The organism is Tabrizicola sp. T74 (genome assembly GCF_057219935.1).
Window position 1 is genome coordinate 789,572 of the sequence record NZ_JBXVVT010000001.1, and the last position, 23,705, is coordinate 813,276.

Below are 23,705 nucleotides of genomic sequence, written 5' to 3' on the forward strand. Positions count from 1 at the left end.
CTTGGGGTCGGGAAAGGGGGCTGTCCACGCTGGGCGATCTGTGGAGGTCTATTGGTTTCAATGGGTTGGCTGTGGGCGTTTACCGGGCGTTAGGAATTGATGCTGGCCGGGTGCCCCCCTCCCCCGGCCCCTCCCCCCAAGGGGAGAGGGGTGACCCTGGGCGAACTGGCGCGCTTCTGCCCGGTGGCGGCGCCGGGCATTGGCGGCGGATGCCACTTGCCTTGGTCAGGCGTGAGAGATGTGACCTGGCGCGCGCCCCTCACCCTGACCCTCTCCCCCAAGGGGAGAGGGAATGCGGGTTGTGCCGTGGTGCCCGGCTATTGACGGCGGGAGGGCCGCAAGGGCGGAGCCTCCGGCGGGAGTATTTGGGAAAAGAGCAAGGTCTGGGGGTTGGCGCCAGGGCGCCTCTGTTGGAGCGGTAGGCAAGTTGGGGGCGTGGATGCCTCCGGCGGGAGTATTTTGGACATGGGCAAGAGGGAAGGTGACGCACCCTGTGGGTCGCGCGGAGATCGGTTGCCGGTGTGGTCGCTGGCCGGGAGTCGGTCTGGAGCCCGAGTTACAGCACGTAGCGCGAGATGTCGGCGGAGCGGGCGAGGGCGCCGATGTTGGTTTCGACGAAACCGGCGTCGACGGTAACGGACTGGCCCGACCGGTCGGGGGCGTTGAAGCTAAGCTCCTCGAAGACCCGTTCCATCACCGTGTAGAGGCGGCGGGCGCCGATGTTTTCGACGCTGCGGTTCACGTCTGCGGCGATGCGGGCCAGCGCCGCGATGCCGTCGGGGGTGAAGGTGACCTGCACCTCCTCGGTCGCCATCAGGGCGGTATATTGCCGCGTCAGGGCGTTGTCCGTTTCGGTCAGGATGCGGACGAAGTCCTCCTCGGTCAGCGGGGCAAGCTCAACCCGGATTGGCAGGCGGCCCTGGAGTTCGGGGAGAAGGTCCGAGGGCTTGGCGATGTGGAAGGCACCCGAGGCGATGAAGAGGATGTGGTCGGTCTTCACCGGGCCATGTTTGGTGGAGACGGTGGTGCCTTCGATCAACGGCAGGAGATCGCGCTGGACGCCTTCGCGGCTGACGTCGGCGCCCCGCGCGTCACTGCGGGCGCAGATCTTGTCGATCTCGTCCAGGAAGACAATGCCGTTTTCCTGCACGGCTTCCATCGCTGCGGCGCGGACGGCCTCGTCGTCAAGAAGCTTGTCGGCCTCTTGTCCGATCAGCACCTCATAGCTTTGGGCGACGGTCATCCGCTTGCGGGTCGAGCGGCCACCAAAGGCCTTGAAGAGATCCTGCAGGCCCTGCATCTGCTGTTCCATCCCCGGCATCCCAAAGCCCAAGGGCATGGCGGGGGCGGTGTCGGTCACGTTGATCTCGATCATCGTGTCGTCAAGCTCGCCGCGTTTCAGTTTGGCGCGGAACATCTCGCGCGTTTGCTCGCGGGCGTCCTTGCCGGCGATGGCCTCGATCACCCGGTCCTCGGCAGATTTCTGCGCCTTGGCTTTCACATCGTCGCGCATCCGGGCGCGGGTGTCGTTGATGGCGACATCGACCAGGTCCCGGACAATGGAATCCACGTCGCGGCCGACATAGCCGACTTCGGTGAACTTGGTGGCTTCGACCTTGAGGAACGGTGCCTTGGCAAGCTTGGCGAGGCGGCGGCTGATCTCGGTCTTGCCGACGCCGGTCGGGCCGATCATCAGGATGTTCTTCGGGTAGACCTCATCCCGCAGGTCATCGCCCAGCTGCTTGCGCCGCCAGCGGTTGCGGAGCGCCACGGCGACGGCGCGCTTGGCGTCGCGCTGGCCGATGATGAAGCGGTCAAGCTCGGATACGATTTCGCGGGGGGTCAGGTCGGTCATTCGGTCGATCCATAGGGCGGCAGGCGGGATTTGCCGGGGAAATCGGGAAGAAGCGCCATCACGCGGGCGCGCAGTTGGACCCACCAGGTCCCCATGGCGGTGATGAAGGCGCCGAGGATAAGGAGGGTGAGAATCCAGCCCATGCCGCTCCCTTCGCCCGTGGCCCAGGTGATGACGATGGCGATGTAAGCGATGGCTGCGGTGAGGAAGCTGCGGCGGTCGATGACCAGGGCGAGAAGCGCGATCAGGACCAGCGCGATGGCGAGAAAACCGGTGCCGCCGCCGTTCATCAGCGTGATGGCAACGGTGTTGACCAGGGCGGGCGCGGCAAGGAGGTGGCACCAGAAGGCGGTGGCGGAATGGCGGCCGAGGCGGTGGGGATCGCGGGTGTCGAACCACATGCCCACCAGGAAGGCGCCGATCCCGAAGAGGAGCGTGGCGGTGGCAAAGGCGGGGCTTTCCGACAGGTCGAAGAAGGCGCGGTAGCCGCCCTCACCCAGCACGCCTCCGGCCACCAGCCCGCCGACATTCGTGGCCGAGGCGGTGATGGAATAGACCAGGCCCAGCGCGAAGCAGCCGGTCAGGAAGGCGGCGAAAGGCAGGCGAAAGCGCAGGTACCAGGCGACCATCCCGGTAGCCGCGAGGCCGAAGCCGAGGATGGAGATCATCCGGCCGTTGGTCACGGTGGGGGCAACGATGGTGAAAGCGAAGGTGAGGAGCCCGGCCCCGAAGGCCACGGCAAGGACCATCGAGGGCAGGGTCATCCGGCGCTTCAGGGTGAAGTAGCTGGCGAACCACCAGGCGACCGCGGCGGTGACGAGCGGCAGTGCGGTGAGGAGGAGGCCGCGGGTGAGGAGGGTGAACAGGCCCAGGATGCCGGTCAGGAGGATGACAAGGCCGATCGAGATGAAGATTTCCGAGAAGCCGCGGAAGAACTCGAACGGCTCGTCTTCTTGGGGGAGGGCGGCGCGTTTGCCGGCGCGGTCGTTGGCGAGTGCCGACAGCGAGGCGGCCTGCGCTTCGCTGAGAATTCCGGCAGCGACGGCGGCGCGTAGATCTTCTGGGGTCATCTTCGGCCTTCTTCGGCAGGAAATCGTTCAGGCACAGATAAGGGGTTTGTCGCAGCAAACCAAGTCAGGTAAAACAGTAGCTACCGGGCGTATATACATGCAGCTACATGCATATATACATGCGCTTCGGGCGGCAAAGAGCTGACAAGACAAGAAAAACACGAAGGCCGGGGCACCGGGAAGGAGTGGGTCAATGGTGGAGGAAGTTCCGAAGCGGCTGAGCATCGCCGAAAAGCGCGCGATGAACGCGCCTCTGGTGCTGGGAGCCGAGGATCAGGTCGACGAGCTGCCGGTCGAGGCGCTGTCGGACTGGGCAAATGCCGCGCTGCCCGAGCAGTCGCGGAAGAAGCTGATCTCGCTGCGGGTGGACCCGGACGTGATCGAGTTCTTCAAGGCGCAGGGGCCGGGGTATCAGACGCGGATGAACGCGGTGCTGCAGGCCTACATGCAGGTGAAGAAAGAGTTGGGCCAGGGATAGGGCTCAGGCGGGGCGGCTGATCTTTTCCACGGTCAGGTTGCCGTTCGTATATACACAGATATCTGCGGCGATGGCCATGGCTTGGCGGGCAATGGCCTCGGCGTCGAGGTCGGTGGCCATCAGGCCGCGGGCAGCGGCGAGGGCGAAGTTGCCGCCGGAGCCGATGGCGGCGACGTCGTGTTCGGGTTCAAGCACGTCGCCGGCGCCGGTGATGACGAACAGAGCCTTGCCATCAGTGACGATCAGCATGGCTTCCAGGTTGCGGAGGTACTTGTCCATCCGCCAGTCCTTGGCGAGGTCGACGCAGGCGCGGGCCAGCTGGCCGGGGGCGGATTCGAGCTTTTTCTCCAGCCGTTCCAGCAGGGTGAAGGCGTCGGCGGTCGATCCGGCGAAACCGCAGACGACGTCGTGGCCGCCGGGGGAGAGGCGGCGAACCTTGCGGGCGGTGCCCTTGATCACGGTCTGGCCAAGTGAAACCTGGCCGTCGCCCGCCACCACGACCTCACCGCCGCTGCGAACGGCGAGGATGGTGGTGCCGTGCCAGCCGGGGAATTTTTCGTCAGCCATGATGCCCTCCGTTTCAGCCCATATAGTCGGGCGGCGCCAGCAATGCAAAACGCCCGCACCTTTCGGTACGGGCGTTCCGTATGGCTGTGACCGGGATTAGCGGCGCAGGCCGAGGCGGGTGATCAGCGAGGAATACCGCGCTTCGTCCGTCTTTTTCAGGTAGTCCAGCAGCTTGCGGCGCTGGGCGACGAGCATGAGAAGGCCACGACGCGAGTGGTTGTCGTTCTTGTGGCCCTTGAAGTGCTCGGTCAGGGTGGCGATGCGCGAGGAGAGGATCGCAACCTGGACTTCCGGCGAACCGGTGTCGCCTTCCTTGGTCGCGTATTCCTTGATGAGCTTCGCTTTTTCTTCAACGGTGATCGACATCGGGATCTCCTGTCAAAAGGGTTATGGCGCAAGCCGGGATGTCGTCCAGCAGGGCCCTTGGAGGGTCCGCGTTCAGGCGGATGCGGGCGTATAGGCGGAAATGCCGGAAAAGGAAAGGGGCTAGGCGCAGGGTAAACCGGGATTAACCACCCGTTCAGATTCCCGGGGCGTGGCGCCCATCTGTTCTTTGTTGGTTCTTCCAGCCGTGATATTTTTTCCTTGGGTTTCCGTGTGTTAACAGGCGGTTAACGCAGGGAGTTAGGGGTGGGGCGCCTATGGTGCCCGTCGTCTGGGAGTGTACCGGCGTGCTTATGTTGGTTGGGTTGTTCGGGGTCATCATGGTCGGCCTTGCCGCGGATGCGGTGCTGTTTAACCGTGAGGATGAACCGGACGAGGACGAGTCCGAGCTTCCGCCGGACGACGACGAGCTTTCGGTCGACCATGGCGACCTTCTGGATGATTACGTCGACGAGCCCGGGGTCCCGGTATCGGACGACATCCCGGAACCGGTCGATAGCCCGGTGACGCTGCAGGGCGGCCCGGGGGTCGACTTCCTGTCGGGCCTTGGGAATGACGACGAAATCTATGGCAAGGCCGATTCGGACCTGATCGACGGTCGTGGTGGCGACGACTGGATCGATGCCGACGAGGGCAGCGACGCGGTCTGGGCCGGGGACGGTGAGGACACGGTCTGGGGGGATGAGGGCGAAGACAGCCTGCTTGGTCAGGCGGGCAATGACCAGCTGTATGGTGGCGCCGGCAACGACAGCCTGGCCGGGTGGGACGGCGATGACAGCCTGTATGGCGGCGAAGGCAAGGACTCGCTTCTGGGCGGCGAAGGCGATGACTGGCTGGATGGCCTGGAAGATGACGACTGGCTGACCGGCGGACTTGGCAATGACACCGTGATCGGCGGCGCCGGGTCGGACATCCTGGATGGCGGCTGGGGCAATGATGCGCTGTACGGGGTCGAGGCTGACGGAAAAGAGCAGGAAACCGACTACCTGAACGGCGACACCGGGGATGACCAGCTGGTCCTGGGGTCGGGCGACTATGCGACCGGCGGGGATGGCGCGGATGAGTTCGTGGTCCAGGACTGGTCGCAGCAAGACAACGTCTCGCAGATTGCCGACTATGACCCCGAATTCGATGACCTGGTCATCGTTTACGACCCCACCGTTCACACCGATCCGGTTCTGACCATGGGCCCGAATGACGGCGGTCAGGGCCAGGTGATCTATCTGGATGGCGCCAAGGTCGCCGTGGTGCATGGCGAACCGGTCGATCTGGCCGATATCCGACTGGTCGCGGAGTGAGGCTCACCAGGGCTGAGGCTGGCGGTCATAGCCGACATAGAGCGGATGGCGCGGCTGGTCCTGGCCGGTCAGGCCCAGATGGAACAGCGGCGCCCCGTTCTGCCGCAGCAACCGTGTCACCGCGGCCCCGCGGTCCAGATGCAGGCCATGATTGCCCCAGGCGCACAGCACCATGTCGGCCCAGGGCAAGCTGTCCAGGATCGCGGCGTCATTGGCGGGACCGACCGGATCGACCTCGGCCCGCATGACCTTGGGGTCGGTGGCGCGGAAGGCAAAGATGTTCGTCACCCGAAACGCCCCATATCCCAAAGCTTGAGCCCGCCGCTGGCAGCGTTCGACGGTCGGGTCGTTCTGCAGCTCGGTCGCGGTGGAGGGGTTCAGCATGATGAACAGGGCGCGCGGCCCCGGCCCCCAGGTGCGCGTCAAGAGATAGCGATAGCGTTTGCAATCGGAGTAGACCGCCTCGGACTTGGTGCCGGCACTGGCATGACTGCGCAGGATCATGGGTCCGGCTTCCTGGTGTTTCGTGGCGCGGCGGATCGCTCTGGCAGGGCGTGCCGGTCACTTGGGCGCGCAGGGAATCGCTACCGGCGCGCAGGGTCAAGCCCAAAAGCTGGCTGCGAGGGGGTGGCGAACAGCCCCAGGCGCGGCAGAAATCGGCGCGGTCACCGATTCTGCTTGCTGCAGGATTTCCGACTAAGGATACAGTCGCATCGACACGATCCTGGAGTGCCATATGTCTGACCTGATCCTGGCCTTCTACCGCACCCAGAATCCTGCCTTTGTTGCAGGCGAGGCGCTGGCGGCATTTCAGCAGGAAGCGGGCACGGAACCGGAGGATATCGTCGTCATCACCCGCGATGCGGCGGGGCGGGTGTCGGTCAACCAGTCGATCGACCTGGCTACCGGTCGGCCATTGGGTGGCGGTGGCTGGGGGACGCTGATCGGCACGATGTTCCTGGATCGGCGCAAGGCGCAGCCGGGGGCCAAGGGGCTTGCGGCGCAGTTCCGGGCGGTTGGTGTGGACGAAAGGTTCCTGGCGGAGATCACCAAAGCGTTGGGCAAGGGCGGTGCCGCAATCGGCATGCGGGTGCGCCTTCTGGGCAAGGACCGGGTCATCGACAAGCTGACCAGTTTGAAGGGCAACCCGAAAATCCTCTGGACGCGGCTGAGCCCCGATACCGAAGACGCGCTGGTCGACATGCAGGGCCAGATTCCGGACGCGGCGCTGAACCAGTCGGCGGCGTGGGACGGGCCGTGACCGAGAACTCTGTCGACAAGCCCGCGGCAAAGCCCGGCGGGACTGCACGCAAGCGGAAGGCAAAGGCCCAAGCGGCCGCCCCGGTTCCGCAATCGCGCCTGCGCCGGGGTGCCCGGTGGCTGATGCGTGGCCTTGGCGCGGTGGCCGGGTTCTATGCGGTGCTGATCCTGCTGTTCGCCGTCGTGCCGCCACCGATCAACCTGTACCAGCTGGGGGAATCCTGGCGGCTGGGCGGGATCGAGAAGGACTGGGTCAGCTGGGAGGAGATCGCTCCGGTCGTGGGACGGTCGGCGGTGGCGGCGGAGGACGCGAATTTCTGCAACCACTGGGGCTTTGACATGGCCGCGATCCGGCAGGCCATCGAAGAAGGCGGCAACCGCGGCGCCTCGACCATCAGCCAGCAGGTGGTGAAGAACGTCTTCCTCTGGCACGGCCGCAGCTATCTGCGCAAGGCGATGGAGGCGGTGATGACCCCGGTGGTGGAGCTCGTGTGGACCAAGCAGCGCATTCTGGAGGTCTACCTGAATGTGGCCGAGTTCGACGAGGGCGTGTTCGGCATCCAGGCGGCGGCGCAGCATCATTTCGGCGTGGACGCCAAGGACCTGACGGCGCTGCAGGCGGCCAGGCTGGCGGCGGTCCTGCCGGACCCGAAAGGGCGCAGCGCGTCGAACCCGTCGAGCTTTGTCCGCAGCCGGACCCGGTCGATCATCTCGGGCGCGGAGACCATTGCCGCGGACGGCAGATCCGCCTGTTTCGAAGACTGACGCGGCCCGGGGATTGAATTTCGCCCCCCGGCGCGGCAATGAAGGGAAAGCCCGGAGGCCTCCGACCGATGAACCGTCTCTACCACGTCCCCCTGTCGCCCTTCTGCCGCAAGGTGCGCCTGACGCTGGCAGAAAAGAAGATCGAGGCCGAGCTGGTCGAGGAGCGGTACTGGGAGCCCTCGCCCGATTTCCTGCGCCGCAACCCGGCGGGCAAGGTGCCGATCCTGAAGATGGGCAACCGCGTGATGAGCGAGAGCCAGGCGATCTGCGAATACCTGGAAGAGATCGCGCCGCAGGTGCCGCTGATGCCGAAGGATCCGGACGGCCGCTACGAGGTGCGTAGGCTATGTGCCTGGTTTGACGACAAGTTTCACAACGAGGTCACGTCCAAGCTGTTGTACGAGCGAGTGAACAAGAAGGTCACCGGGCAGGGCTATCCGGATTCGAAGAACGTCAAGCTGGGGTCGACACGGATCAAGTATCACCTGGATTACATGGCCTGGCTTCTGGACCAGCGGCGCTGGCTGGCAGGGGACGTGATGACGCTGGCCGATTTCACTGCGGCCGCGCATCTGAGCTGCCTGGACTATATCAGCGACGTGGACTGGAACCGGCACGCGGTGCTGAAGGACTGGTATGCGAAGATCAAGTCGCGGCCGTCGTTCCGGCCCTTGCTGGCTGACCAGATCTCCGGCTTTCCGCCAGCGGCGCATTATGCCGACCTCGACTTCTGAGGCTGGCGGCGGACCGGGGGCCAGCCCCCGGACCCCCGGGATATTTCTGGACAGATGAAAACGCTCACGAAAGAGCAGCTGGTGGCGCGGGCCTTGGAGGAGGGGTTCGTGAAGGCAGGTGTCTGCCGGCCCGATGCCGTGCCAGAGGCGGCGGGGCGGTTGCGGGCGTTTCTGGAGGCGGGGCGGCACGGGCAGATGGGCTGGATGGCCGATCGGGAGGCGTGGCGCGCCGATCCCACGGCGCTGTGGCCCGAGGCGCGGTCAGTGGTGATGCTGGCCGAGGCCTATACCCCGGACGGTGACCCGATGGCGGGGTTGGCGCAGCGGGATCGGGGTGTCATCAGCGTCTATGCGCAGGGGAAGGATTACCACGACCTGGTGAAGCGGCGGCTGAAGCGGCTTGGGCGGTGGCTGATCGATCAGGCCGGGGGTGAGATCAAGGTGTTTGTAGATACAGCTCCGGTGATGGAAAAGCCGTTGGCTCAGGCTGCGGGGCTGGGCTGGCAGGGAAAGCATACCAACCTTCTGGGGCGCGACCTGGGGAACTGGGTGTTCCTGGGGGCGATCTTCACGACGCTGGAGCTGGAGCCGGATGCGGCCGAGGTCAGTCATTGCGGGACCTGCACGGCCTGCCTGGACGTCTGCCCGACCCGCGCTTTTCCCGCGCCTTATCAACTGGATGCACGGCGCTGCATTTCCTACTTGACCATCGAGCACAAGGGCGCTGTAGATACAGAGCTGCGGGCCTGTATTGGCAATCGTATCTACGGTTGTGATGACTGCCTGGCGGTCTGCCCGTGGAACAAATTCGCCGTTGCGGCGCGGGAGATCGGCTATCAGCCTAGGCACGGGCTGCCAGAGTTGGCAGAGCTGGCCGCGCTGGACGACGCAGCGTTCCGCGCGCGGTTCGCGGGGTCGCCGATCAAGCGGATCGGGCGCGACAGGTTCGTGCGGAACGTGCTTTATGCGATTGGAAACTCGGCTACGCCGGCGCTGGCCGACGTGGCGGCGGGGTTGGTCAATGACGCCGATCCAGCGGTGGCGGATGCGGCGCGCTGGGCGGTAGAGCGGCTGAGGGGGCAGGCATGGACCGGTTGAAGGGCAAGACGGCGATCATTTCGGGTGGGGCAACGGGGATGGGCGCGGCTTCGGCCCGGCTGTTCGCCGCAGAGGGCGCCGCGGTCGGCGTGATCGACCGGAACGTCGAGGCCGGGGAGGCGCTGGTGGCTGAACTGGTGGCCAAGGGGCAGCGGGCGGTGTTTGCACGCGCGGATGTGTCCTCGAAAGCCGAGGTCGAGGCGGCGGTGGCGGCGGTGAACGAAGGCTTGGGGCCGGTGAACGTGCTGTTCAACCACGCGGGGACCATCGTCATCAAGCCGTTCCTGGAGACCGAGGAGGCGGACTGGGACTTCCTGTTCGATGTGAACGTCAAGTCGATGTACCTGATGACCCGCGCGGTACTGCCGGGGATGATAGCGGCGGGGGGCGGGTCGATTGTCTGCACTTCCTCGATCAGCGCAGTCTATGCGACGCCGAACGAGGTGCTGTACGACGCGACCAAGGGGGCCTGCCACATGTTCGCGCGGGCGATTGCGGTGGAGTTCCGGGACAGGGGCATCCGCTGCAACGCGGTCTGCCCCGGGTTCATCGCGACGCCGCACGGCAACCGCGAGGTCGAGGGGCTGATGAAGCTGGGGGTCGACGTCTCGGACGCGGCGATTGCGGCGGCGCAGGGGCGGATGGGGCAGCCCGAGGATGTGGCGCGGGCGGCGCTGTACCTGGCCTCGGACGAGTCGGACTTCGTCACCGGGGCGCAGCTGTTCGTGGATGGCGGCTTTTCGGCAGTTTGACGCCGGGGCCCTGCGGATCTCGGTTGGGAATCCGGCGATTCGGGTGCAAGCTGGGACCGTGCAGAACCGTGGGAGGAGAGCATGAGCCGACATCTTGCCGATCATCGCGCCCGGACGAACGGGGGCCGCGTCAAGCATTTCCTGCGGCTGTCCCGGACGCCTCGGGATACCTGGTTGCGGCCGCGGGGGGCCTCGGGGACAGGCCGGCTGGTCCAGTTCCTGCGGATCGAACGGGGGCGGAGCGCCTGATCTGTCCACCGTGGACAGAGGTTCGGGGCCAGCAGAATCAACGGCTTGGGCGCGGGCGTTAACGCCCTGTCAAGCTTTGGTCGGCTTGAGCTTGTCGCGCAGCGCGGCGAGGATGTCGCGCAGGTCCGCCAGTTCGGACTGCTGCAGCCCGGTCATTTCGGCAAAGGCGCGGGGGATCGTGGCGGTCTGCGTTGCGAGGGCACGACCAGCCTCGGTCAGGCGCAGGCGGACCTGGCGTTCGTCCCTGGTGTCGCGGCTGCGGGTCAGCCAGCCAGCGGTTTCCATCCGCTTGAGGAGCGGCGTCAGCGTGTTCGACTCAAGCCGCAGTTCGGCCCCGAGCTGGGTGACGGTCTGACCGTCGGCGACATTCAGCGCCGACAGGGCGAGATATTGCGGATAGGTCAGACCCAGCGGCTGCAACAGCGGCGCATAGGCTGCATGGACCGCATGGGCAGCGGAATGCAGCGCGAAGCAGAGCATGTCAGAAGGCGCAAGGGTCATGATTCAGTTTAGATCGCGGGCGATCTAAACTCAAGACTTGACAGCAAAGACAGGGCGGACAATAAAGATCGCGCACGATTTAATCGTAATGGAAGGAATATGTGGATGACAGTTGATGCGAAATACTGGACCGAAGCCAAGGCCACCGGCGGTGGGCGCAACGGGGTTGCCAGCCTGGCGAATGGCCAGCTGACCGTGACGCATGCCAGCCCGAAGGAACTGGGCGGCTCGGGCCTGGGGCATAACCCGGAAGAGCTGTTCGCGCTGGGCTACAGCGCCTGCTATCTGGGCGCGATGCGCTTTGCCGCCACCAGCGAGAAGCTGGGCACGGTACCGGACAACGCGACGGTGACCGCGCATGTCGGAATCGGGCCGCGGTCGGATGGCGGGTTCGGGCTGAAGGTGAAGCTGATGGTCGCCATGCCGGGTGTGGACCGGGCAGTGGCGGAAAAGATCGCCGAGCACGGGCACTTCATCTGCCCGTATTCGAACGCGACCAAGGGCAATATCGAGGTCGAGACCGAAGTGGTCTGAGCCGGAGCCGCACAAACCGGCCGGCGTCGACGAAACCGGCGCCGGTCCGGCGTGCCGCTAGATGAGGTCGTGATCGCTGGGCGGGGGGCCGAACTCTCCGGCCAGCGTCATGGCTGTGGCAAAGCTGGCGACGATCATCTCGCCCCCTTCTTCCAGGACGCCAAAAAACTGCGACAGGATCGTCGCTGCCGAAGTTCCCTCGGTCAGGTGCGAGACGAGTTGGTGAAGCGAGTCGATCCCGACCCCGAAGGTTCCCAGGGCGACAATCACCAGCCCGTAGCGCAGACTGATCGCCCGAGCCGCGGCGCCACCGCGGGTGAAGAGGGTTACGGTGAGCAGAAGGGCTACAAGCCCCATGCAAGCAAAGGCCAGAAGCTCGCCCATGTCATCGGCGTAGAAGTAGGTGCTGGACGGCAGTTCCGACCAGGACGACAGGAAAGAACCCAGCTTTTCATGCAGTTGCAGGGAATCGTCGGCGAGGATCATCACGAAGACGAAGGCCCAGATCAGCGGGGGCAGCCAATGGTCGCGGATCGACAGCCACATCAGTGCCAGGACGATGATGGCCCACTTCAGATAGTTGAAATCCTCGGGCAGGGCGTGGTCCTTGGTGATTTTCAACAGCTCGGGCACGGCGTCGATCAGGCCCAGGGCATGCGCCGCGATGGCCAGGGCGTTCAGACCGATGAAGGTCAGGTCGATGACGATGAAGGCGATGAGGATCGTCTTGAAGGACTGGCTGACGAACGAAAGCGGGCGGGCGTGGTCTGGCAGCGGCCCGGACCCACCCAAGAGCGGTGGACATAAGGCGGTGAGAAGGCTGCGCGCGCTGGCCAATTCGGTCGACTTCGAATCGTTTCTGACAGGTTTACCAAGTCTGGAAGCGTAGCATTCACGCAGTAACGCGGCGAGATAATGGCTGGTCTGAGCAATTGTCGGCCACAAAGTCGGGCCGGGCAGGCCTGTTGAAAGCCCCAGGCCTTGCAAAGGAAAGGCCCCGCCGCACCGGCAGCGGAGCCCTTTCCAAGCACTGCTCTGCCAATCAGGCGCGGACGAGGCGTTCGTATTCCGTCGCCACGCGCTTGGTCAGGTCGCCGACCTCGAAGTTGTAGTCGCCGATCTGGCCCACGGGGGTGACCTCGGCTGCCGTACCCGTCAGCCAGCACTGTTCGAAGCTTTCCAGTTCCTCGGGCATGATGTGGCGTTCGTGGACCTTGATCTGCATGTCCTTGAGCATCTGGATTACGGTCTGCCGGGTCAGGCCGTTCAGGAAGCAGTCGGCCTTGGGGGTGTGGACCTCGCCATCCTTGACGAAGAAGATGTTGGCGCCGGTCGCCTCGGCCACATAGCCGCGATAGTCGAACATCATCGCGTCCGAGCAGCCCTTGGCCTGGGCGGCGTGCTTGGACATGGTGCAGATCATGTAGAGACCGGCGGCTTTGGCCTCGGACGGGATCGTCTCTGGCGAGGGGCGCTTCCACTTGGCGATGTCGAGTTTCGCGCCCTTGAACTTGGCGTCGCCGTAATAGCTGCCCCAGGTCCAGCAGGCCACGGCCAGGCGGACGGGGTTCTGGAGCGAGGCGACGCCCATGTCGGGCCCCGCGCCGCGCCAGGCGATCGCGCGGATGTAGGCGTCGGTCAGGCCGTTGGCCTTGAGGGTCGCCTCTTTCGCGGCGTCGATTTGGTCGGCGGTAAAGGGGATCGGCATGTCAAGCAGTTCGCCGGACTTCAGCAGGCGGACGGAATGCTCGTGGCCCTTGAATATCTTGCCGTTGTAGCAGCGTTCGCCTTCAAAGACGGCCGAGGCATAGTGGAGCGCGTGGGTCAGGATGTGGACGTTCGCGGAACGCCATTCCACCAGCTTGCCATCCATCCAGATGAACCCGTCACGATCGTCGTAGCCTGACATTCCACCCTCCAGCTTTGCGAATGTTGCGCCTGAAAGGTCCGCTTCGGACAGATTCTTGCGCGAAATCGGGGGAGAGTTACGGGTTCGTGCTTGGAAAGTCAACAAGGCTGACGTAAATTCCCCGAAAAGGAGAGGCGTCATGGCCGAGCACCCAGGCGGGGAAAACCTGCTGTACCTGACGGATGAGCAGCTGCGGAAGGGCATCGAGGCGATGTTCTTTGCCTATCGTGGCTTTACGGCGGACCCGGACCGGATCCTGGAGGGGAAGGACTATGGCCGGGCGCACCACCGGGCGATCCATTTCATCCATCGCTCGCCCGGGACGACGGTTTCGAACCTGCTGTCGATCCTGGGTGTTACAAAGCAGTCGTTGAATCGTGTGTTGCGCACCCTGATCGAGGATGGCCTTGTTCGCAGTGAAAAGGGCAAGGTGGATGCGCGGGAACGGCATCTGCATTTGACGGACAAGGGACAGATGCTGGAACGGGAATTGTCGGACGCGCAGCGGGCGCGGATGCGGGCGGCGTATCGCGCGGCGGGGCCGCAGGCAGTGGCGGGCTTCCGGCAGGTGCTGGAGGCGATGATGGACCCGGAGATGCGGCGCCAGTTCAATCGCCTGAAGGAGGGCGGCTGATGGTTCCGGACGCGCACCTGCTGATCGTCGATGATGACGAGCGAATTCGGGGGCTGTTGCAGAAGTTCCTGGTAAGAAACGGCTTTCTGGTTTCAGTCGCGCGCGATGCATCTCAGGCTCGGCGGATTCTGGGCGGGCTGGAATTCGATCTGATCGTCATGGACGTGATGATGCCTGGGGAGGACGGGGTCAGCCTGACGCGGGACTTGCGGAAACGGATGACGACGCCGATCCTGCTGTTGACCGCGCGGGGCGAGGCGGCGAACCGGATCGAGGGGCTGGAGGCGGGGGCGGACGATTATCTGGTCAAGCCGTTCGAGCCGAAGGAATTGTTGTTGCGGATCAACGCGATCCTGCGGCGGATGCCTCAGGTGGTGCCGGCGGAACCGGCGCGGCAGTTCCTGCATCTGGGGGCGGTCAGGTATGATCTGGACCGGGGCGAGATGTGGCGCGGCGAGGTGCCGGTGCGGCTGACGGCGACTGAGGCGGCGCTGATGCGGATCTTTGCCGCCCAGCCGGGGGTGCCCTTGAGCCGCGAGAAGCTGGTGGCCGACCAGGGCGAGGACGCGGCGCAGGAACGGGCGGTGGATGTCCAGATCACTCGGCTGCGGCGGAAGATCGAGGACGACCCGAAGGTGCCACGCTATCTGCAGACGGTGCGGGGCGAGGGCTATATGCTGCAGCCGGATTGAGGGTTGGCTAGCGTCGGACCGGGGATTTCACACCCCCCGCGTCCAGTGGTTCTCGAACCAATGGCGCACCACTGAACGCACCCGTGGGATGTTTGGAGAAGAGAAAGACATGGTTCTGGTGTTCACCCATCCGGACTGCGCGCGCCATGTGACTCCTCCTGGGCATCCGGAGCGGGTGGAGCGGCTTGCGGCGGTGGAGCGGGGGCTTGAGGGGATTCCGGTGCAGCGGCGGGAGTGTCCGTTTGGCGACGAAGCTGAGGTGCTGCGCTGTCATCCGGCAAGCTATCTGGCGCGGGTGAAGGCGGCGGTGCCGGACGAAGGCTGGGCGCAGCTGGATGGCGATACGTTCATGTCCCCCGGGTCTTTCGACGCGGCGATGCGGGCGGTTGGGGGGATTTGCGCGGCGGTGGATGCAGTGGTCTCGGGCGAGGCGAAGACGGCCTTTGTGGCGGGGCGGCCCCCTGGGCACCATGCCGAGCGGGACATTGCCATGGGGTTCTGCCTGTTCGGGACGGTGGCGATCGGGGCTAAGCGGGCGCTGGATCATCATGGGCTGAAGCGCGTGGCCATCGTGGACTTCGACGTGCATCATGGGAACGGAACGCAGGACCTGCTGTGGGATGAAGGGCGGTGTCTGTTCATCTCCAGCCACCAGATGCCGCTGTACCCTGGGACAGGGCGACCGGAGGAGCGGGGGGCGCATGGGCAGGTGCTGAACGTGCCATTGCGGGGTGGATCCGGGGGCCGGGCTATGCGCGAGATCTATGAGGGCGTGGTGTTCCCGGCGCTGGCGGATTGGAAACCTGAGTTGTTGCTCATATCGGCGGGTTTCGATGCCCATGCGGATGATCCCTTGGCGGGGCTGGAGTGGCAGGCAGAGGATTTTCGCTGGCTGACCAATCGCTTGTGCGATTTCGCGGGCGGGCGTGTGGTCTCGACACTTGAGGGCGGCTATGATCTGGATGCGCTGGCGGCATGCGTTGCCGCGCATGTGGGCGTGCTGGAGGAGCGGGGCCGATGAGCGAAAAGCCGGTTGATGCGTTGAGTTTCGAGGAGGCGATGGCCGCCCTGGAGCAGGTCGTCGGGGCGCTGGAGCGAGGCGAGGTGCCGCTGGAGCAGTCGATTGCGCTGTATGAACGCGGGGCCGCGCTGAAGGCGCATTGCGCGAAGAAACTGGCCGAGGCCGAGGAGAAGGTGGAGCTGATCCGGGCGCAGGAAGGCCGGGCGGTGGGGACCTCGCCGGCGGAGGGGATGTGAATTTCTCGCAGCGGTTGGCGGCGGATGCGGGGCTGTGTGAGGCCCGGCTTCTGGCTGCCCTGGAGGGGCGCGCGGACCAGCCGGTGACCGCCGCGATGCGCTATGCGGTGCGCGGGGGCAAGCGGCTGCGCGGGTTCCTGGTGCTGGAAGGCGCGCGGATGCTGTGGGTTTCCGAGACCCGGGCGGTGTCGGCTGCCGCAGCAATTGAAGCCTTGCATGCCTATTCCCTCGTGCACGATGATTTGCCCTGCATGGACGATGACGACCTGCGGCGGGGGCAGCCGACGGTGCACCGGAAATGGGACGAGGCGACGGCGGTGCTGGCGGGGGATGCCTTGCAGACGCTGGCGTTCGAGTTGCTTTGCGACCCGGCTTTGGGGTCCGCCGAGGTGCGGATGGAACTGGTCCGGGGTCTGGCGGTTGCATCGGGGATCGATGGGATGGTGCTGGGCCAGGCGCTGGACATCGCGGCCGAGACGGCGGGGCGGTCACTGACGCTGGCGGAGATCACGGCGCTGCAGGCGGGTAAGACCGGGGCCTTGATTGGGTTCGCTGCCGAGGCCGGGGCGGTGATCGCGGGGGCGGATCGCGCGCCGTTGCGGCGCTATGCCGCGAGCCTGGGGCTGGCCTTTCAGATCGCGGACGACATTTTGGACGTGACCGGCGACGAGGCCAAGACGGGCAAGCGGCTGCACAAGGATGCCGAGGCGGGGAAGGCGACCTTCGTCTCACTGCTGGGGCTGGAGGGTGCGCGGGCGCGCGCGGCGGAACTGGTGGCCGAGGCCGAGGCGGCGCTGGCCGGGTATGGAAAAGGCGCGGACAACTTGATCGCCGCGGCGCGCTTCGTTATCGCGCGGGACAGTTGAACCGCCAAAGGCAGGCATGATGACCGACCGACCGAAGACTCCGCTGCTGGACCGGGTGCATGCTCCGTCAGACCTGAAGGCTCTGAGCGACCGGGAGTTGCACCAGCTTGCGGCAGAGCTGCGGGCGGAGACGATCTCGACGGTGTCTGAGACGGGCGGGCATCTGGGCGCGGGGCTGGGGGTCGTCGAGCTGACGGTGGCGATCCACGCTGTGTTCGACACGCCGCGCGACAAGCTGGTTTGGGACGTGGGCCACCAGTGCTATCCGCACAAGATACTGACCGGACGGCGGGATCGAATCCGGACTTTGCGGATGGAGGGGGGCCTGAGTGGGTTCACCAAGCGGTCGGAGAGCCCCTATGACCCGTTCGGCGCGGCGCATTCCTCGACCTCGATCTCTGCGGCGCTGGGCTTTGCGATGGCGTCAGAGCTGGGCGGGGACCCCGGCGATGCGATTGCGGTCATTGGCGATGGGGCGATGTCGGCGGGCATGGCGTTTGAGGCGATGAACAACGCCGGGCACCTGAAAAAGCGGCTGTTCGTCATCCTGAACGACAACGAGATGTCCATCGCGCCTCCGGTCGGGGCGCTGTCTTCGTATCTGAGCGGGCTGTATGCGGCCGAGCCGATGCAGGACCTGAAGCAGATGGCGAAGGGGTTTGTCGGTTTGCTGCCCGGGCCGCTGCAAGAGGGGGCGAAGCGGGCCAAGGACATGCTGAAGGGCATGGCAGTTGGCGGGACTTTGTTTGAATCGCTGGGGTTCGAGTATGTCGGGCCGATCGACGGGCATGACCTCGACCAGCTGCTGCCGGTCCTGCGCACCCTGAAGGCGCGGGCGACGGGGCCGGTGCTGCTGCATGTGCTGACCAAGAAGGGCAAGGGCTATGCCCCGGCCGAGGCGGCGCGGGACAAGGGGCATGCGACGGGCAAGTTCGACGTGCTGACCGGCGTGCAGGTGAAGGCGGCGTCGAATGCTCCGAGCTATACCAAGGTCTTTGCGCAGTCGCTGGTGGCCGAGGCGGAGCGGGACGAGAAGATTGTGGCCGTGACGGCGGCGATGCCGGACGGGACGGGGTTGGACCTGTTCGCCGGACGGTTCCCGATGCGGTGTTTCGACGTGGGGATTGCGGAACAGCACGCGGTGACGTTCTCGGCTGGCCTTGCGGCGGGCGGGATGAAGCCGTTCTGCGCCATTTATTCGACGTTTCTGCAGCGCGGGTACGATCAGGTCGTGCACGATGTAGCGATTCAGCGGCTGCCGGTGCGGTTTGCCATCGACCGGGCGGGATTGGTGGGGGCCGACGGGGCGACGCATGCGGGGGCGTTCGATGTGGGGTTCCTGGCGAACCTGCCGGGATTCGTGGTGATGGCGGCGGCCGATGAGGCGGAGCTGGTGCATATGGTGGCGACGGCGGCGGCGCATGACGCGGGGCCGATTGCGTTCCGGTATCCGCGTGGCGAGGGCGTGGGGGTGGAGATGCCCGCGCGGGGCGTGCCGCTGGAGATCGGGCGGGGCCGAGTGGTGCGCGAGGGGTCGCGGGTGGCGATCCTGTCGTTTGGCACGCGGTTGTCGGAGAGCCTGAAGGCGGCGGAGGCCTTGGCGGGCCGGGGCGTGTCGGTGACGGTGGCGGATGCGCGGTTTGCCAAGCCGCTGGATCGGGAGCTCATCCTGCAACTGGCGGCGGGGCATGAAGCGCTGGTGACGGTCGAGGAAGGCGCAGTCGGGGGCTTCGGGTCCCATGTGGCGCAGCTTCTGGCCGAGGAAGGGGTGTTCGACCGGGGGCTGAAGTTCCGGTCGCTGGTCCTGCCGGACATCTTCATCGACCAGGCCTCACCCGAGGCGATGTACCGGGTAGCCGGGCTGGATGCGGCGCATATCGAGGCGAAGGTGCTGCAGGCGCTGGGGGTTGCGGTGGTGGGGAGGCGGGCCTAGCCGCGCAGCCATTGGTCGAAGAGCGGTATGCTGACCAGGGTGGCGAAGGCGATCATGCCGAGGCAGATGCGGCGGAAGGTCTGTTCGGAGGCGAGGCCGAACATGCGTGTTCCGGCCCAGGCGCCAAACCCGTAGACCGGGGCGATCAGGGCTGCGAGGGCGAGGATGTGGAGGGTGATGAGCCCGCCCCAGACATAGCCCACGGCTCCGATCAGGCTGGTGATGGCGAAGTAGAAGATGATGTTGGCGCGGACGGTCTGGGCGGGGCTCGTCCCTCCAAGCCAGTAGGCCACGACCGGGGGACCGCCGATCTGGGCTGCGCCGGAGCAGAGGCCGGAGACGAGGCCAACGAGGACGGTCAGGGGCGGGGTTGGGCGGTTGCGGTAGCGCCAGCCGGAGACGAGGACGGCGAGCATCACACCGGCAAGGGCCACGATAGCCCAGCGCAGGGTCAGGGGATCAAGCGAGGTCAGAAGCCAGGTGCCGGCGGGCACTCCGACCAGGGCGCCGGTGGACATGGTCAGGACATCGCGGCGGTCAGCGCGGCGGACGGCGGCGGGGATCATCGCGGCGGTCATGATGCCGTCGGTTACGAGGAGAAGCGGCACGGCGACCTGGGGGCCGAGGAGCGCGCTGACTAGGGGAATGAAGATCAGCGCGGCACCGAAGCCCGAAAAGCCGCGGGCGAGGCTGGCGGCAAGGGTGACGGCGACCAGAAGGCCGTGCGCGGGGAGGTAGTCGGCGGTGCCGAACAGGCTGGACATTGGGCCCTTCGTGTCGTCCCGGTTCGGCGTTGTCTAGCGGATGGTGGGCAGGTTGCCCACCCTACGGGGCGGAGGAGAGTCGGTCTGAAGCCCGACCTACGCCCGGGTCAGGGTTGGCGGAGGCTGTCCATCACGCGGACGAGGGCCTCGGAGATCCCGGGTTCGGACAGGGCGTGGCCGGCCATCGGGACCATCTTCAGCTCGCATTTTGACCAGCCTTGCGCCAGCGACCAGGCCGAGTGCGGCGGGCAGATCATGTCGTAGCGGCCCTGGATGATCGTGGCGGGAAGATGCTGGATCCGGTGGCGTTCGCGCAGGATCCAGCCGTCGCATTCCAGGAAACCGGCGTTCTGGAAATAGTGGTTTTCCAGGCGGGCAAAGGCGCGGGCATAGTCGGAGGGGCTTTCGCCCAGCGCGCCTTCGTTCTGGATCGAGGCCAGCGCGTTTTCCCAGTTGGCCCAGATGCGGCCAAAGCGGGTTTCCTCGACCAGGTTGCCGGAGAAGAGCCGGCGGTGGTAGGCGGCGATCAGGTCGCCCCGTTCGGCCGCGGGGATGACTTCCGTAAAGCGCGACCAGAGGTCGGGGAAGAAGGCCCCTGCCCCGCCGCCATAGAACCAGGTGAGCTCGGCCTTTGTCGCCAGGAACACGCCGCGCAGGACAAGGTGCGAGACGCGGTCGGGGTGGGTGATCGCGTAGATCAGCGCCAGGGTCGCGCCCCAGCTGCCGCCAAAGCCGATGAAACGGTCGATGCCCAGCGCCTGACGAATCGTCTCGATGTCCTGGACGAGATGCCAGGTGGTGTTGGCGGTGACCGAGGCGTGGGGGCGTGACCGGCCGCAGCCGCGCTGGTCGAAGAGGACCGTGCGGAAGGCACGGGGGTCGAAATAGCGGCGCATGGCGGGCGAACAGCCGCCGCCGGGCCCGCCGTGGAACACGAAGACCGGGATGCCTTCGGGATTGCCGCATTGTTCGACATAGACCCGGTGCCCGTCGCCAACATCGATCACGCGCTGATCGAAGGGGTCGATCGGCGGGTAAAGGTATTCGACTGCGCGCTTTTGACCTGATCTCTGATCCATCTCCACTCTATATAGCCAAGGGAAAGCCTGGAGTCGAAGGGCAATAGGAGACGGCGATGGCAGTCGACACGGTTGATCCGCAGGAAGTGGCCAAGTTCGAGGCCATGGCGGCGGAATGGTGGGATCCGAACGGCAAGTTCAAGCCCTTGCACATGCTGAACCCGTGCCGGTTGGACTATATCTGCGCCCAGATCGCTGCCGAGTTCGGGCGCGACCTTTCGGCGCAGGCGCCGTTCAAGGGGCTGCGGATCCTGGATATCGGTTGTGGCGGGGGATTGCTGTCTGAACCGATGGCGCGGCTGGGGGCGGAAGTGGTGGGCGCGGATGCGGCGGCGCGGAACATTCCGGTGGCGCGTGTGCATGCGGAGCAGTCGGGGCTGGTGATCGACTATCGCCACACGACGGCGGAGGCTTTGGCCGAAGCAGGCGAGCAGTTCGATGTGGTCCTGAATATGGAGGTGGTGGAGCATGTGGCCGACCCGCAGGCCTACCTCACCGCCTGTCAGCAGCTGTTGAAGCCGGGCGGGTTGATGATCTGCTCGACCCTGAACCGGAACCCGAAAAGCTTTGTGATGGCGATCATCGGGGCGGAATGGGTGATGCGCTGGCTGCCGAAGGGCACGCATGACTGGGCGAAGTTCATCACCCCTGATGAGCTTTATGCGCTAATCGAGAAGGCGGGATTGCGGCCGGTGGACCGCAAGGGGATGGTGTTCAACCCGGTCAGCTGGCGGTGGAGCCTGTCGGACCGGGATCTGAGCTGCAACTACGTGACGGCTTCGGTCAAGGGTTAGGCGGCCACCCGGGCGCGCGAGGGCTGGCGATCGAAGGCGCGGCTGACGTCGCGGATCAGCTCGGCCAGGTCGTCGATTTCGGCGAGGATATGCCGCGCGTTCAGCTCGATTCGCCAGCGCGGGGCCTGCATTGGTACGGTCGGCGCCATCAGCAGCGTGACCCGGGGCCCGGCGCTTTCCAGAAGCGCGGTGCGCGGCAGGGCGGTGAGCGGCGGAAGCAGGACCGGGACGAATGGCGCGGCAGAGCCGAGGACGCGGGTGCCATCCGCCATCAGATGGTTGCGCAGGCGCTGGGACATGCCCATCAGCTTGCGGCGGAGGCGGGTGCCGAGCGGGCTGAAGGCGGTCTCGGCGGCTGCAAGGATCGCCTGGGCTGCGGCATCGGGCAGGGGCGCGGCGCGATGGGCGGCCTGCGCCAGGGCGGGATCGCGGAAAGCGGCAAAGCCGCCGTCAGCCCCGAAGCAGCGGGTGAAGCTGCCGATGACGACATCGACGCGGTCGAGGCAGTTCTGCAGTTCCAGAACGCCACCCCCGTTCGGGGCCATGGTGCCGAAATCCTGCGCGACATCGACGATCAGCGTCGCCCCGTGAAGGCGGGCCAGATCGGCCAGTCCCGCCAGGTCAGCGATGCGCGCGCCGTGGGCGGACACGGCGGGAACGGCAATCGCCTGACGCCCGCGACCGGGTTGCCGGGACAGGCGCTGGAGGCGGCGTTCCACCGCGTCGAGCGAACCGGAAGGAAAGCGGTGCAGGTTGGCGCGGGTGGCCAAAACAGTCTCTAACATGGCTGAATCGGCACCTGCATCGATCAGCACTTCATCGCCGGGCTGCAGGAGGCTGGCCAGGGTGGCGCGGACTGCGTCGGTCGCCGAGGCGAAGGTCAGGGCGGCGGGCTGGGACAGGATTTCGGCGATGCGGTGTTCCAGGGCGCGGGCGGCGGCACCGGCTGGACCAGCGGCCCCCTGCGCAGGTAGAAATGACAGGCCAAGGGCGTTCTGGCTGACAAAATCGAGCCCGGCGCGAAGTGTCTCTCGCTCTCGGGACCGGCTGGCGGGGAGCAGGCCGTCCGACAGAAGCCGAGTGAGACCTTCGTTAGCATCGACATCGGAACGGCCAAGAACGGAAAGTGCGGGTCTGGTCATGGTGTGGCCTTTCGCAGGGTCCGGGGTCCTGCCGGGCCATGTCTGGCCGCGGCTTGTGTCTGACCCTGCGATCAGGGGGGAAAAATGGCCGTTAATTCCCCGTGAAACGCCCAAACCTTCAGGAATCCGCGGGCCCGGCCCAGCCTTGACGCCGCGAATCACGACCGGAACGGGCTGTGCGCAGCCGCGCATTTCACGCGATTTCACGAGTTTCTAGCGCTGGACCGGCCCGGCCCCCGGCGATTGACGCAAATTTCACGCGGGCTGTCCGAATCTGCCGGAAGACGACAAACGCAGGGACATGCGAGGCGATAGGGATGTTCATCCGGCTGATGGGACAATTTCAGGTACAGGACGCAACGCGGCGGGACTTCACCCCCCGCAGTGCCAAGGCACGGGCGATCCTGGCATTGCTGTGCCAGACCCCGGGTCATTGCCGCCCGCGGCGCTGGCTGGAGGCGCGGCTTTGGTCGGATCGCGGGGCGGAACAGGCTTCGGGCAGTTTGCGGCAGGCGCTGACTGAGCTGCGCAAGACGCTTGGCCCCCTGGCCGACCACCTGCACAGCGACCGGGACCAGGTGATGCTGAAGGACTTCGTCACCGATCTGGACGAGGACCCCGAAGCGGCGCGGCGGGCGCTGATCCATGGCCGTGAGTTCCTGGAGGGCATCGACATCCTGGATGCGGCCTTCCGCGAATGGCTGACCGATGAGCGGCAGCGGCTGGCGCAACGGTTTGGTCAGGGGGACGAGGCGCAACGAGCCCAGCCCTTCACGCTGCGGCTGGGCGCCCTGCCGGAAGGAATGGAAGCGGGGATGGCGCGCGAGCTCGCCGGGGCGATTGCCCGTTTGGCGGCGGAATATCTGTTGCGCTCGGCCGGGACGCCGATGCCAGAGGGGTTGGACCTGCAAATCGAGGGTGCCTGGAGCGAGGATCGCGCGCATCTGAAGCTGCGGCTGGTGGCGCAGTCGGGCCAGAAGACGATCTGGACCCAACGGCTGATCGCCCATCGCTCGGTCCAGGGGGAAGATGCCACGGGCGCGGTCCCCACGCTGGTGTTCGAGACAAGCGACACGCCGATCATGTAGGC

28 protein-coding genes are annotated in these 23,705 nt (G+C 65.9%); 17 read left to right on the forward strand and 11 right to left on the reverse strand.

The genetic code is table 11. The annotated features are described in order from the left end of the window. Positions 1 to 556 precede the first annotated feature (556 nt). Positions 557 to 1,855, reverse strand: a complete 1,299-nt coding sequence (hslU, locus tag AC2EAL_RS04120) for an ATP-dependent protease ATPase subunit HslU (RefSeq protein ID WP_484722897.1) — start codon at positions 1,853 to 1,855, stop codon at positions 557 to 559. After that, complete coding sequence (locus AC2EAL_RS04125; protein WP_484722898.1) at positions 1,852 to 2,925, reverse strand: hypothetical protein; 1,074 nt, start codon at positions 2,923 to 2,925, stop codon at positions 1,852 to 1,854. The genes hslU and AC2EAL_RS04125 overlap by 4 nt, the downstream gene beginning before the upstream one ends. A gap of 193 nt (positions 2,926 to 3,118) precedes the next feature. Here AC2EAL_RS04125 and AC2EAL_RS04130 point away from each other — a divergent pair, with 193 nt between their 5' ends. Then, positions 3,119 to 3,403 (forward strand): BrnA antitoxin family protein, encoded by a 285-nt coding sequence (locus AC2EAL_RS04130; RefSeq protein WP_484722899.1) that lies wholly within the window; start codon positions 3,119 to 3,121, stop codon positions 3,401 to 3,403. Between the two features lie 3 nt (positions 3,404 to 3,406). Here AC2EAL_RS04130 and hslV read toward each other — a convergent pair whose 3' ends face one another. Together hslV and rpsO are read right to left on the reverse strand one after the other, a co-directional pair. After that, entirely contained in the window at positions 3,407 to 3,970 is a 564-nt protein-coding gene (gene hslV / locus AC2EAL_RS04135) for an ATP-dependent protease subunit HslV (RefSeq protein WP_484722900.1), read from the reverse strand. A gap of 96 nt (positions 3,971 to 4,066) precedes the next feature. After that, positions 4,067 to 4,336, reverse strand: a complete 270-nt coding sequence (rpsO, locus tag AC2EAL_RS04140; RefSeq protein WP_137109424.1) for a 30S ribosomal protein S15 — start codon at positions 4,334 to 4,336, stop codon at positions 4,067 to 4,069. Positions 4,337 to 4,647: 311 nt separating this feature from the next. Here rpsO and AC2EAL_RS04145 point away from each other — a divergent pair, with 311 nt between their 5' ends. After that, positions 4,648 to 5,652, forward strand: coding sequence for a calcium-binding protein (locus tag AC2EAL_RS04145; protein WP_484723397.1), 1,005 nt, complete (start codon positions 4,648 to 4,650; stop codon positions 5,650 to 5,652). 3 nt (positions 5,653 to 5,655) lie between these two features. On the opposite strand, the gene AC2EAL_RS04150 is transcribed toward AC2EAL_RS04145, so the two are convergent. Then, on the reverse strand, positions 5,656 to 6,156 hold the full coding sequence (locus AC2EAL_RS04150; RefSeq protein WP_484722901.1) for a DUF1643 domain-containing protein: 501 nt from the start codon (positions 6,154 to 6,156) through the stop codon (positions 5,656 to 5,658). A gap of 232 nt (positions 6,157 to 6,388) precedes the next feature. Between AC2EAL_RS04150 and AC2EAL_RS04155 the strand changes: the two genes are divergently transcribed. The 6 genes from AC2EAL_RS04155 (at position 6,389) to AC2EAL_RS04180 (ending at position 10,510) form a co-directional block, all read left to right on the forward strand. Continuing rightward, on the forward strand, positions 6,389 to 6,913 hold the full coding sequence (locus AC2EAL_RS04155) for a DUF1269 domain-containing protein (RefSeq protein ID WP_484722902.1): 525 nt from the start codon (positions 6,389 to 6,391) through the stop codon (positions 6,911 to 6,913). Further along, complete coding sequence (gene mtgA / locus AC2EAL_RS04160; RefSeq protein ID WP_484722903.1) at positions 6,910 to 7,677, forward strand: monofunctional biosynthetic peptidoglycan transglycosylase; 768 nt, start codon at positions 6,910 to 6,912, stop codon at positions 7,675 to 7,677. Before AC2EAL_RS04155 ends, mtgA begins: the two co-directional genes overlap by 4 nt. Before the next feature lie 68 nt (positions 7,678 to 7,745). Then, on the forward strand, positions 7,746 to 8,411 hold the full coding sequence (fzlA, locus tag AC2EAL_RS04165; RefSeq protein ID WP_484722904.1) for an FtsZ-binding protein FzlA: 666 nt from the start codon (positions 7,746 to 7,748) through the stop codon (positions 8,409 to 8,411). 54 nt (positions 8,412 to 8,465) lie between these two features. Then, positions 8,466 to 9,509, forward strand: a complete 1,044-nt coding sequence (queG, locus tag AC2EAL_RS04170) for a tRNA epoxyqueuosine(34) reductase QueG (protein ID WP_484722905.1) — start codon at positions 8,466 to 8,468, stop codon at positions 9,507 to 9,509. Beyond that, positions 9,497 to 10,261 (forward strand): SDR family NAD(P)-dependent oxidoreductase, encoded by a 765-nt coding sequence (locus tag AC2EAL_RS04175; RefSeq protein WP_484722906.1) that lies wholly within the window; start codon positions 9,497 to 9,499, stop codon positions 10,259 to 10,261. The genes queG and AC2EAL_RS04175 overlap by 13 nt, the downstream gene beginning before the upstream one ends. A gap of 81 nt (positions 10,262 to 10,342) precedes the next feature. After that, positions 10,343 to 10,510, forward strand: coding sequence for a hypothetical protein (locus tag AC2EAL_RS04180; RefSeq protein ID WP_484722907.1), 168 nt, complete (start codon positions 10,343 to 10,345; stop codon positions 10,508 to 10,510). 69 nt (positions 10,511 to 10,579) lie between these two features. Here AC2EAL_RS04180 and AC2EAL_RS04185 read toward each other — a convergent pair whose 3' ends face one another. Continuing rightward, entirely contained in the window at positions 10,580 to 11,011 is a 432-nt protein-coding gene (locus tag AC2EAL_RS04185; RefSeq protein WP_484722908.1) for a MarR family winged helix-turn-helix transcriptional regulator, read from the reverse strand. 105 nt (positions 11,012 to 11,116) lie between these two features. Between AC2EAL_RS04185 and AC2EAL_RS04190 the strand changes: the two genes are divergently transcribed. Continuing rightward, on the forward strand, positions 11,117 to 11,545 hold the full coding sequence (locus tag AC2EAL_RS04190) for an organic hydroperoxide resistance protein (RefSeq protein ID WP_484722909.1): 429 nt from the start codon (positions 11,117 to 11,119) through the stop codon (positions 11,543 to 11,545). Positions 11,546 to 11,602: 57 nt separating this feature from the next. On the opposite strand, the gene AC2EAL_RS04195 is transcribed toward AC2EAL_RS04190, so the two are convergent. Continuing rightward, positions 11,603 to 12,382 carry a hypothetical protein gene (locus tag AC2EAL_RS04195; RefSeq protein ID WP_484722910.1) on the reverse strand — a complete coding sequence of 260 codons (780 nt, stop codon included), beginning with the start codon at positions 12,380 to 12,382 and terminating at the stop codon, positions 11,603 to 11,605. A gap of 205 nt (positions 12,383 to 12,587) precedes the next feature. Beyond that, positions 12,588 to 13,454 carry a branched-chain amino acid aminotransferase gene (locus AC2EAL_RS04200; protein WP_484722911.1) on the reverse strand — a complete coding sequence of 289 codons (867 nt, stop codon included), beginning with the start codon at positions 13,452 to 13,454 and terminating at the stop codon, positions 12,588 to 12,590. A gap of 139 nt (positions 13,455 to 13,593) precedes the next feature. Between AC2EAL_RS04200 and AC2EAL_RS04205 the strand changes: the two genes are divergently transcribed. From AC2EAL_RS04205 to dxs, 6 genes are all read left to right on the forward strand, one after another. Continuing rightward, entirely contained in the window at positions 13,594 to 14,088 is a 495-nt protein-coding gene (locus tag AC2EAL_RS04205; RefSeq protein ID WP_484722912.1) for a MarR family winged helix-turn-helix transcriptional regulator, read from the forward strand. After that, on the forward strand, positions 14,085 to 14,780 hold the full coding sequence (locus AC2EAL_RS04210) for a response regulator (RefSeq protein ID WP_484723398.1): 696 nt from the start codon (positions 14,085 to 14,087) through the stop codon (positions 14,778 to 14,780). The genes AC2EAL_RS04205 and AC2EAL_RS04210 overlap by 4 nt, the downstream gene beginning before the upstream one ends. A 109-nt stretch (positions 14,781 to 14,889) precedes the next feature. Beyond that, entirely contained in the window at positions 14,890 to 15,801 is a 912-nt protein-coding gene (locus AC2EAL_RS04215; RefSeq protein WP_484722913.1) for a histone deacetylase family protein, read from the forward strand. Beyond that, complete coding sequence (locus AC2EAL_RS04220; protein ID WP_484722914.1) at positions 15,798 to 16,037, forward strand: exodeoxyribonuclease VII small subunit; 240 nt, start codon at positions 15,798 to 15,800, stop codon at positions 16,035 to 16,037. The genes AC2EAL_RS04215 and AC2EAL_RS04220 overlap by 4 nt, the downstream gene beginning before the upstream one ends. Further along, positions 16,034 to 16,903, forward strand: a complete 870-nt coding sequence (locus AC2EAL_RS04225) for a polyprenyl synthetase family protein (protein WP_484722915.1) — start codon at positions 16,034 to 16,036, stop codon at positions 16,901 to 16,903. The genes AC2EAL_RS04220 and AC2EAL_RS04225 overlap by 4 nt, the downstream gene beginning before the upstream one ends. Before the next feature lie 19 nt (positions 16,904 to 16,922). After that, positions 16,923 to 18,836 carry a 1-deoxy-D-xylulose-5-phosphate synthase gene (dxs, locus tag AC2EAL_RS04230; protein WP_484722916.1) on the forward strand — a complete coding sequence of 638 codons (1,914 nt, stop codon included), beginning with the start codon at positions 16,923 to 16,925 and terminating at the stop codon, positions 18,834 to 18,836. Here the strand turns inward: dxs and AC2EAL_RS04235 are convergent. After that, positions 18,833 to 19,600: a sulfite exporter TauE/SafE family protein gene (locus AC2EAL_RS04235; protein ID WP_484722917.1), complete on the reverse strand. Its 768-nt coding sequence runs from the start codon at positions 19,598 to 19,600 to the stop codon at positions 18,833 to 18,835. The genes dxs and AC2EAL_RS04235 overlap by 4 nt on opposite strands. Positions 19,601 to 19,707: 107 nt before the next feature. Then, positions 19,708 to 20,679 carry a prolyl aminopeptidase gene (gene pip, locus AC2EAL_RS04240; protein WP_484722918.1) on the reverse strand — a complete coding sequence of 324 codons (972 nt, stop codon included), beginning with the start codon at positions 20,677 to 20,679 and terminating at the stop codon, positions 19,708 to 19,710. A 56-nt stretch (positions 20,680 to 20,735) separates the two neighbouring features. Between pip and ubiG the strand changes: the two genes are divergently transcribed. After that, positions 20,736 to 21,473 carry a bifunctional 2-polyprenyl-6-hydroxyphenol methylase/3-demethylubiquinol 3-O-methyltransferase UbiG gene (ubiG, locus tag AC2EAL_RS04245; RefSeq protein ID WP_484722919.1) on the forward strand — a complete coding sequence of 246 codons (738 nt, stop codon included), beginning with the start codon at positions 20,736 to 20,738 and terminating at the stop codon, positions 21,471 to 21,473. Here ubiG and AC2EAL_RS04250 read toward each other — a convergent pair. After that, complete coding sequence (locus AC2EAL_RS04250) at positions 21,470 to 22,615, reverse strand: aminotransferase class I/II-fold pyridoxal phosphate-dependent enzyme (protein WP_484722920.1); 1,146 nt, start codon at positions 22,613 to 22,615, stop codon at positions 21,470 to 21,472. The genes ubiG and AC2EAL_RS04250 overlap by 4 nt on opposite strands. Before the next feature lie 332 nt (positions 22,616 to 22,947). On the opposite strand from AC2EAL_RS04250, the gene AC2EAL_RS04255 reads away from it, so the two are divergent. Further along, positions 22,948 to 23,703 (forward strand): AfsR/SARP family transcriptional regulator, encoded by a 756-nt coding sequence (locus AC2EAL_RS04255; RefSeq protein ID WP_484722921.1) that lies wholly within the window; start codon positions 22,948 to 22,950, stop codon positions 23,701 to 23,703. Positions 23,704 to 23,705: the final 2 nt, after the last annotated feature.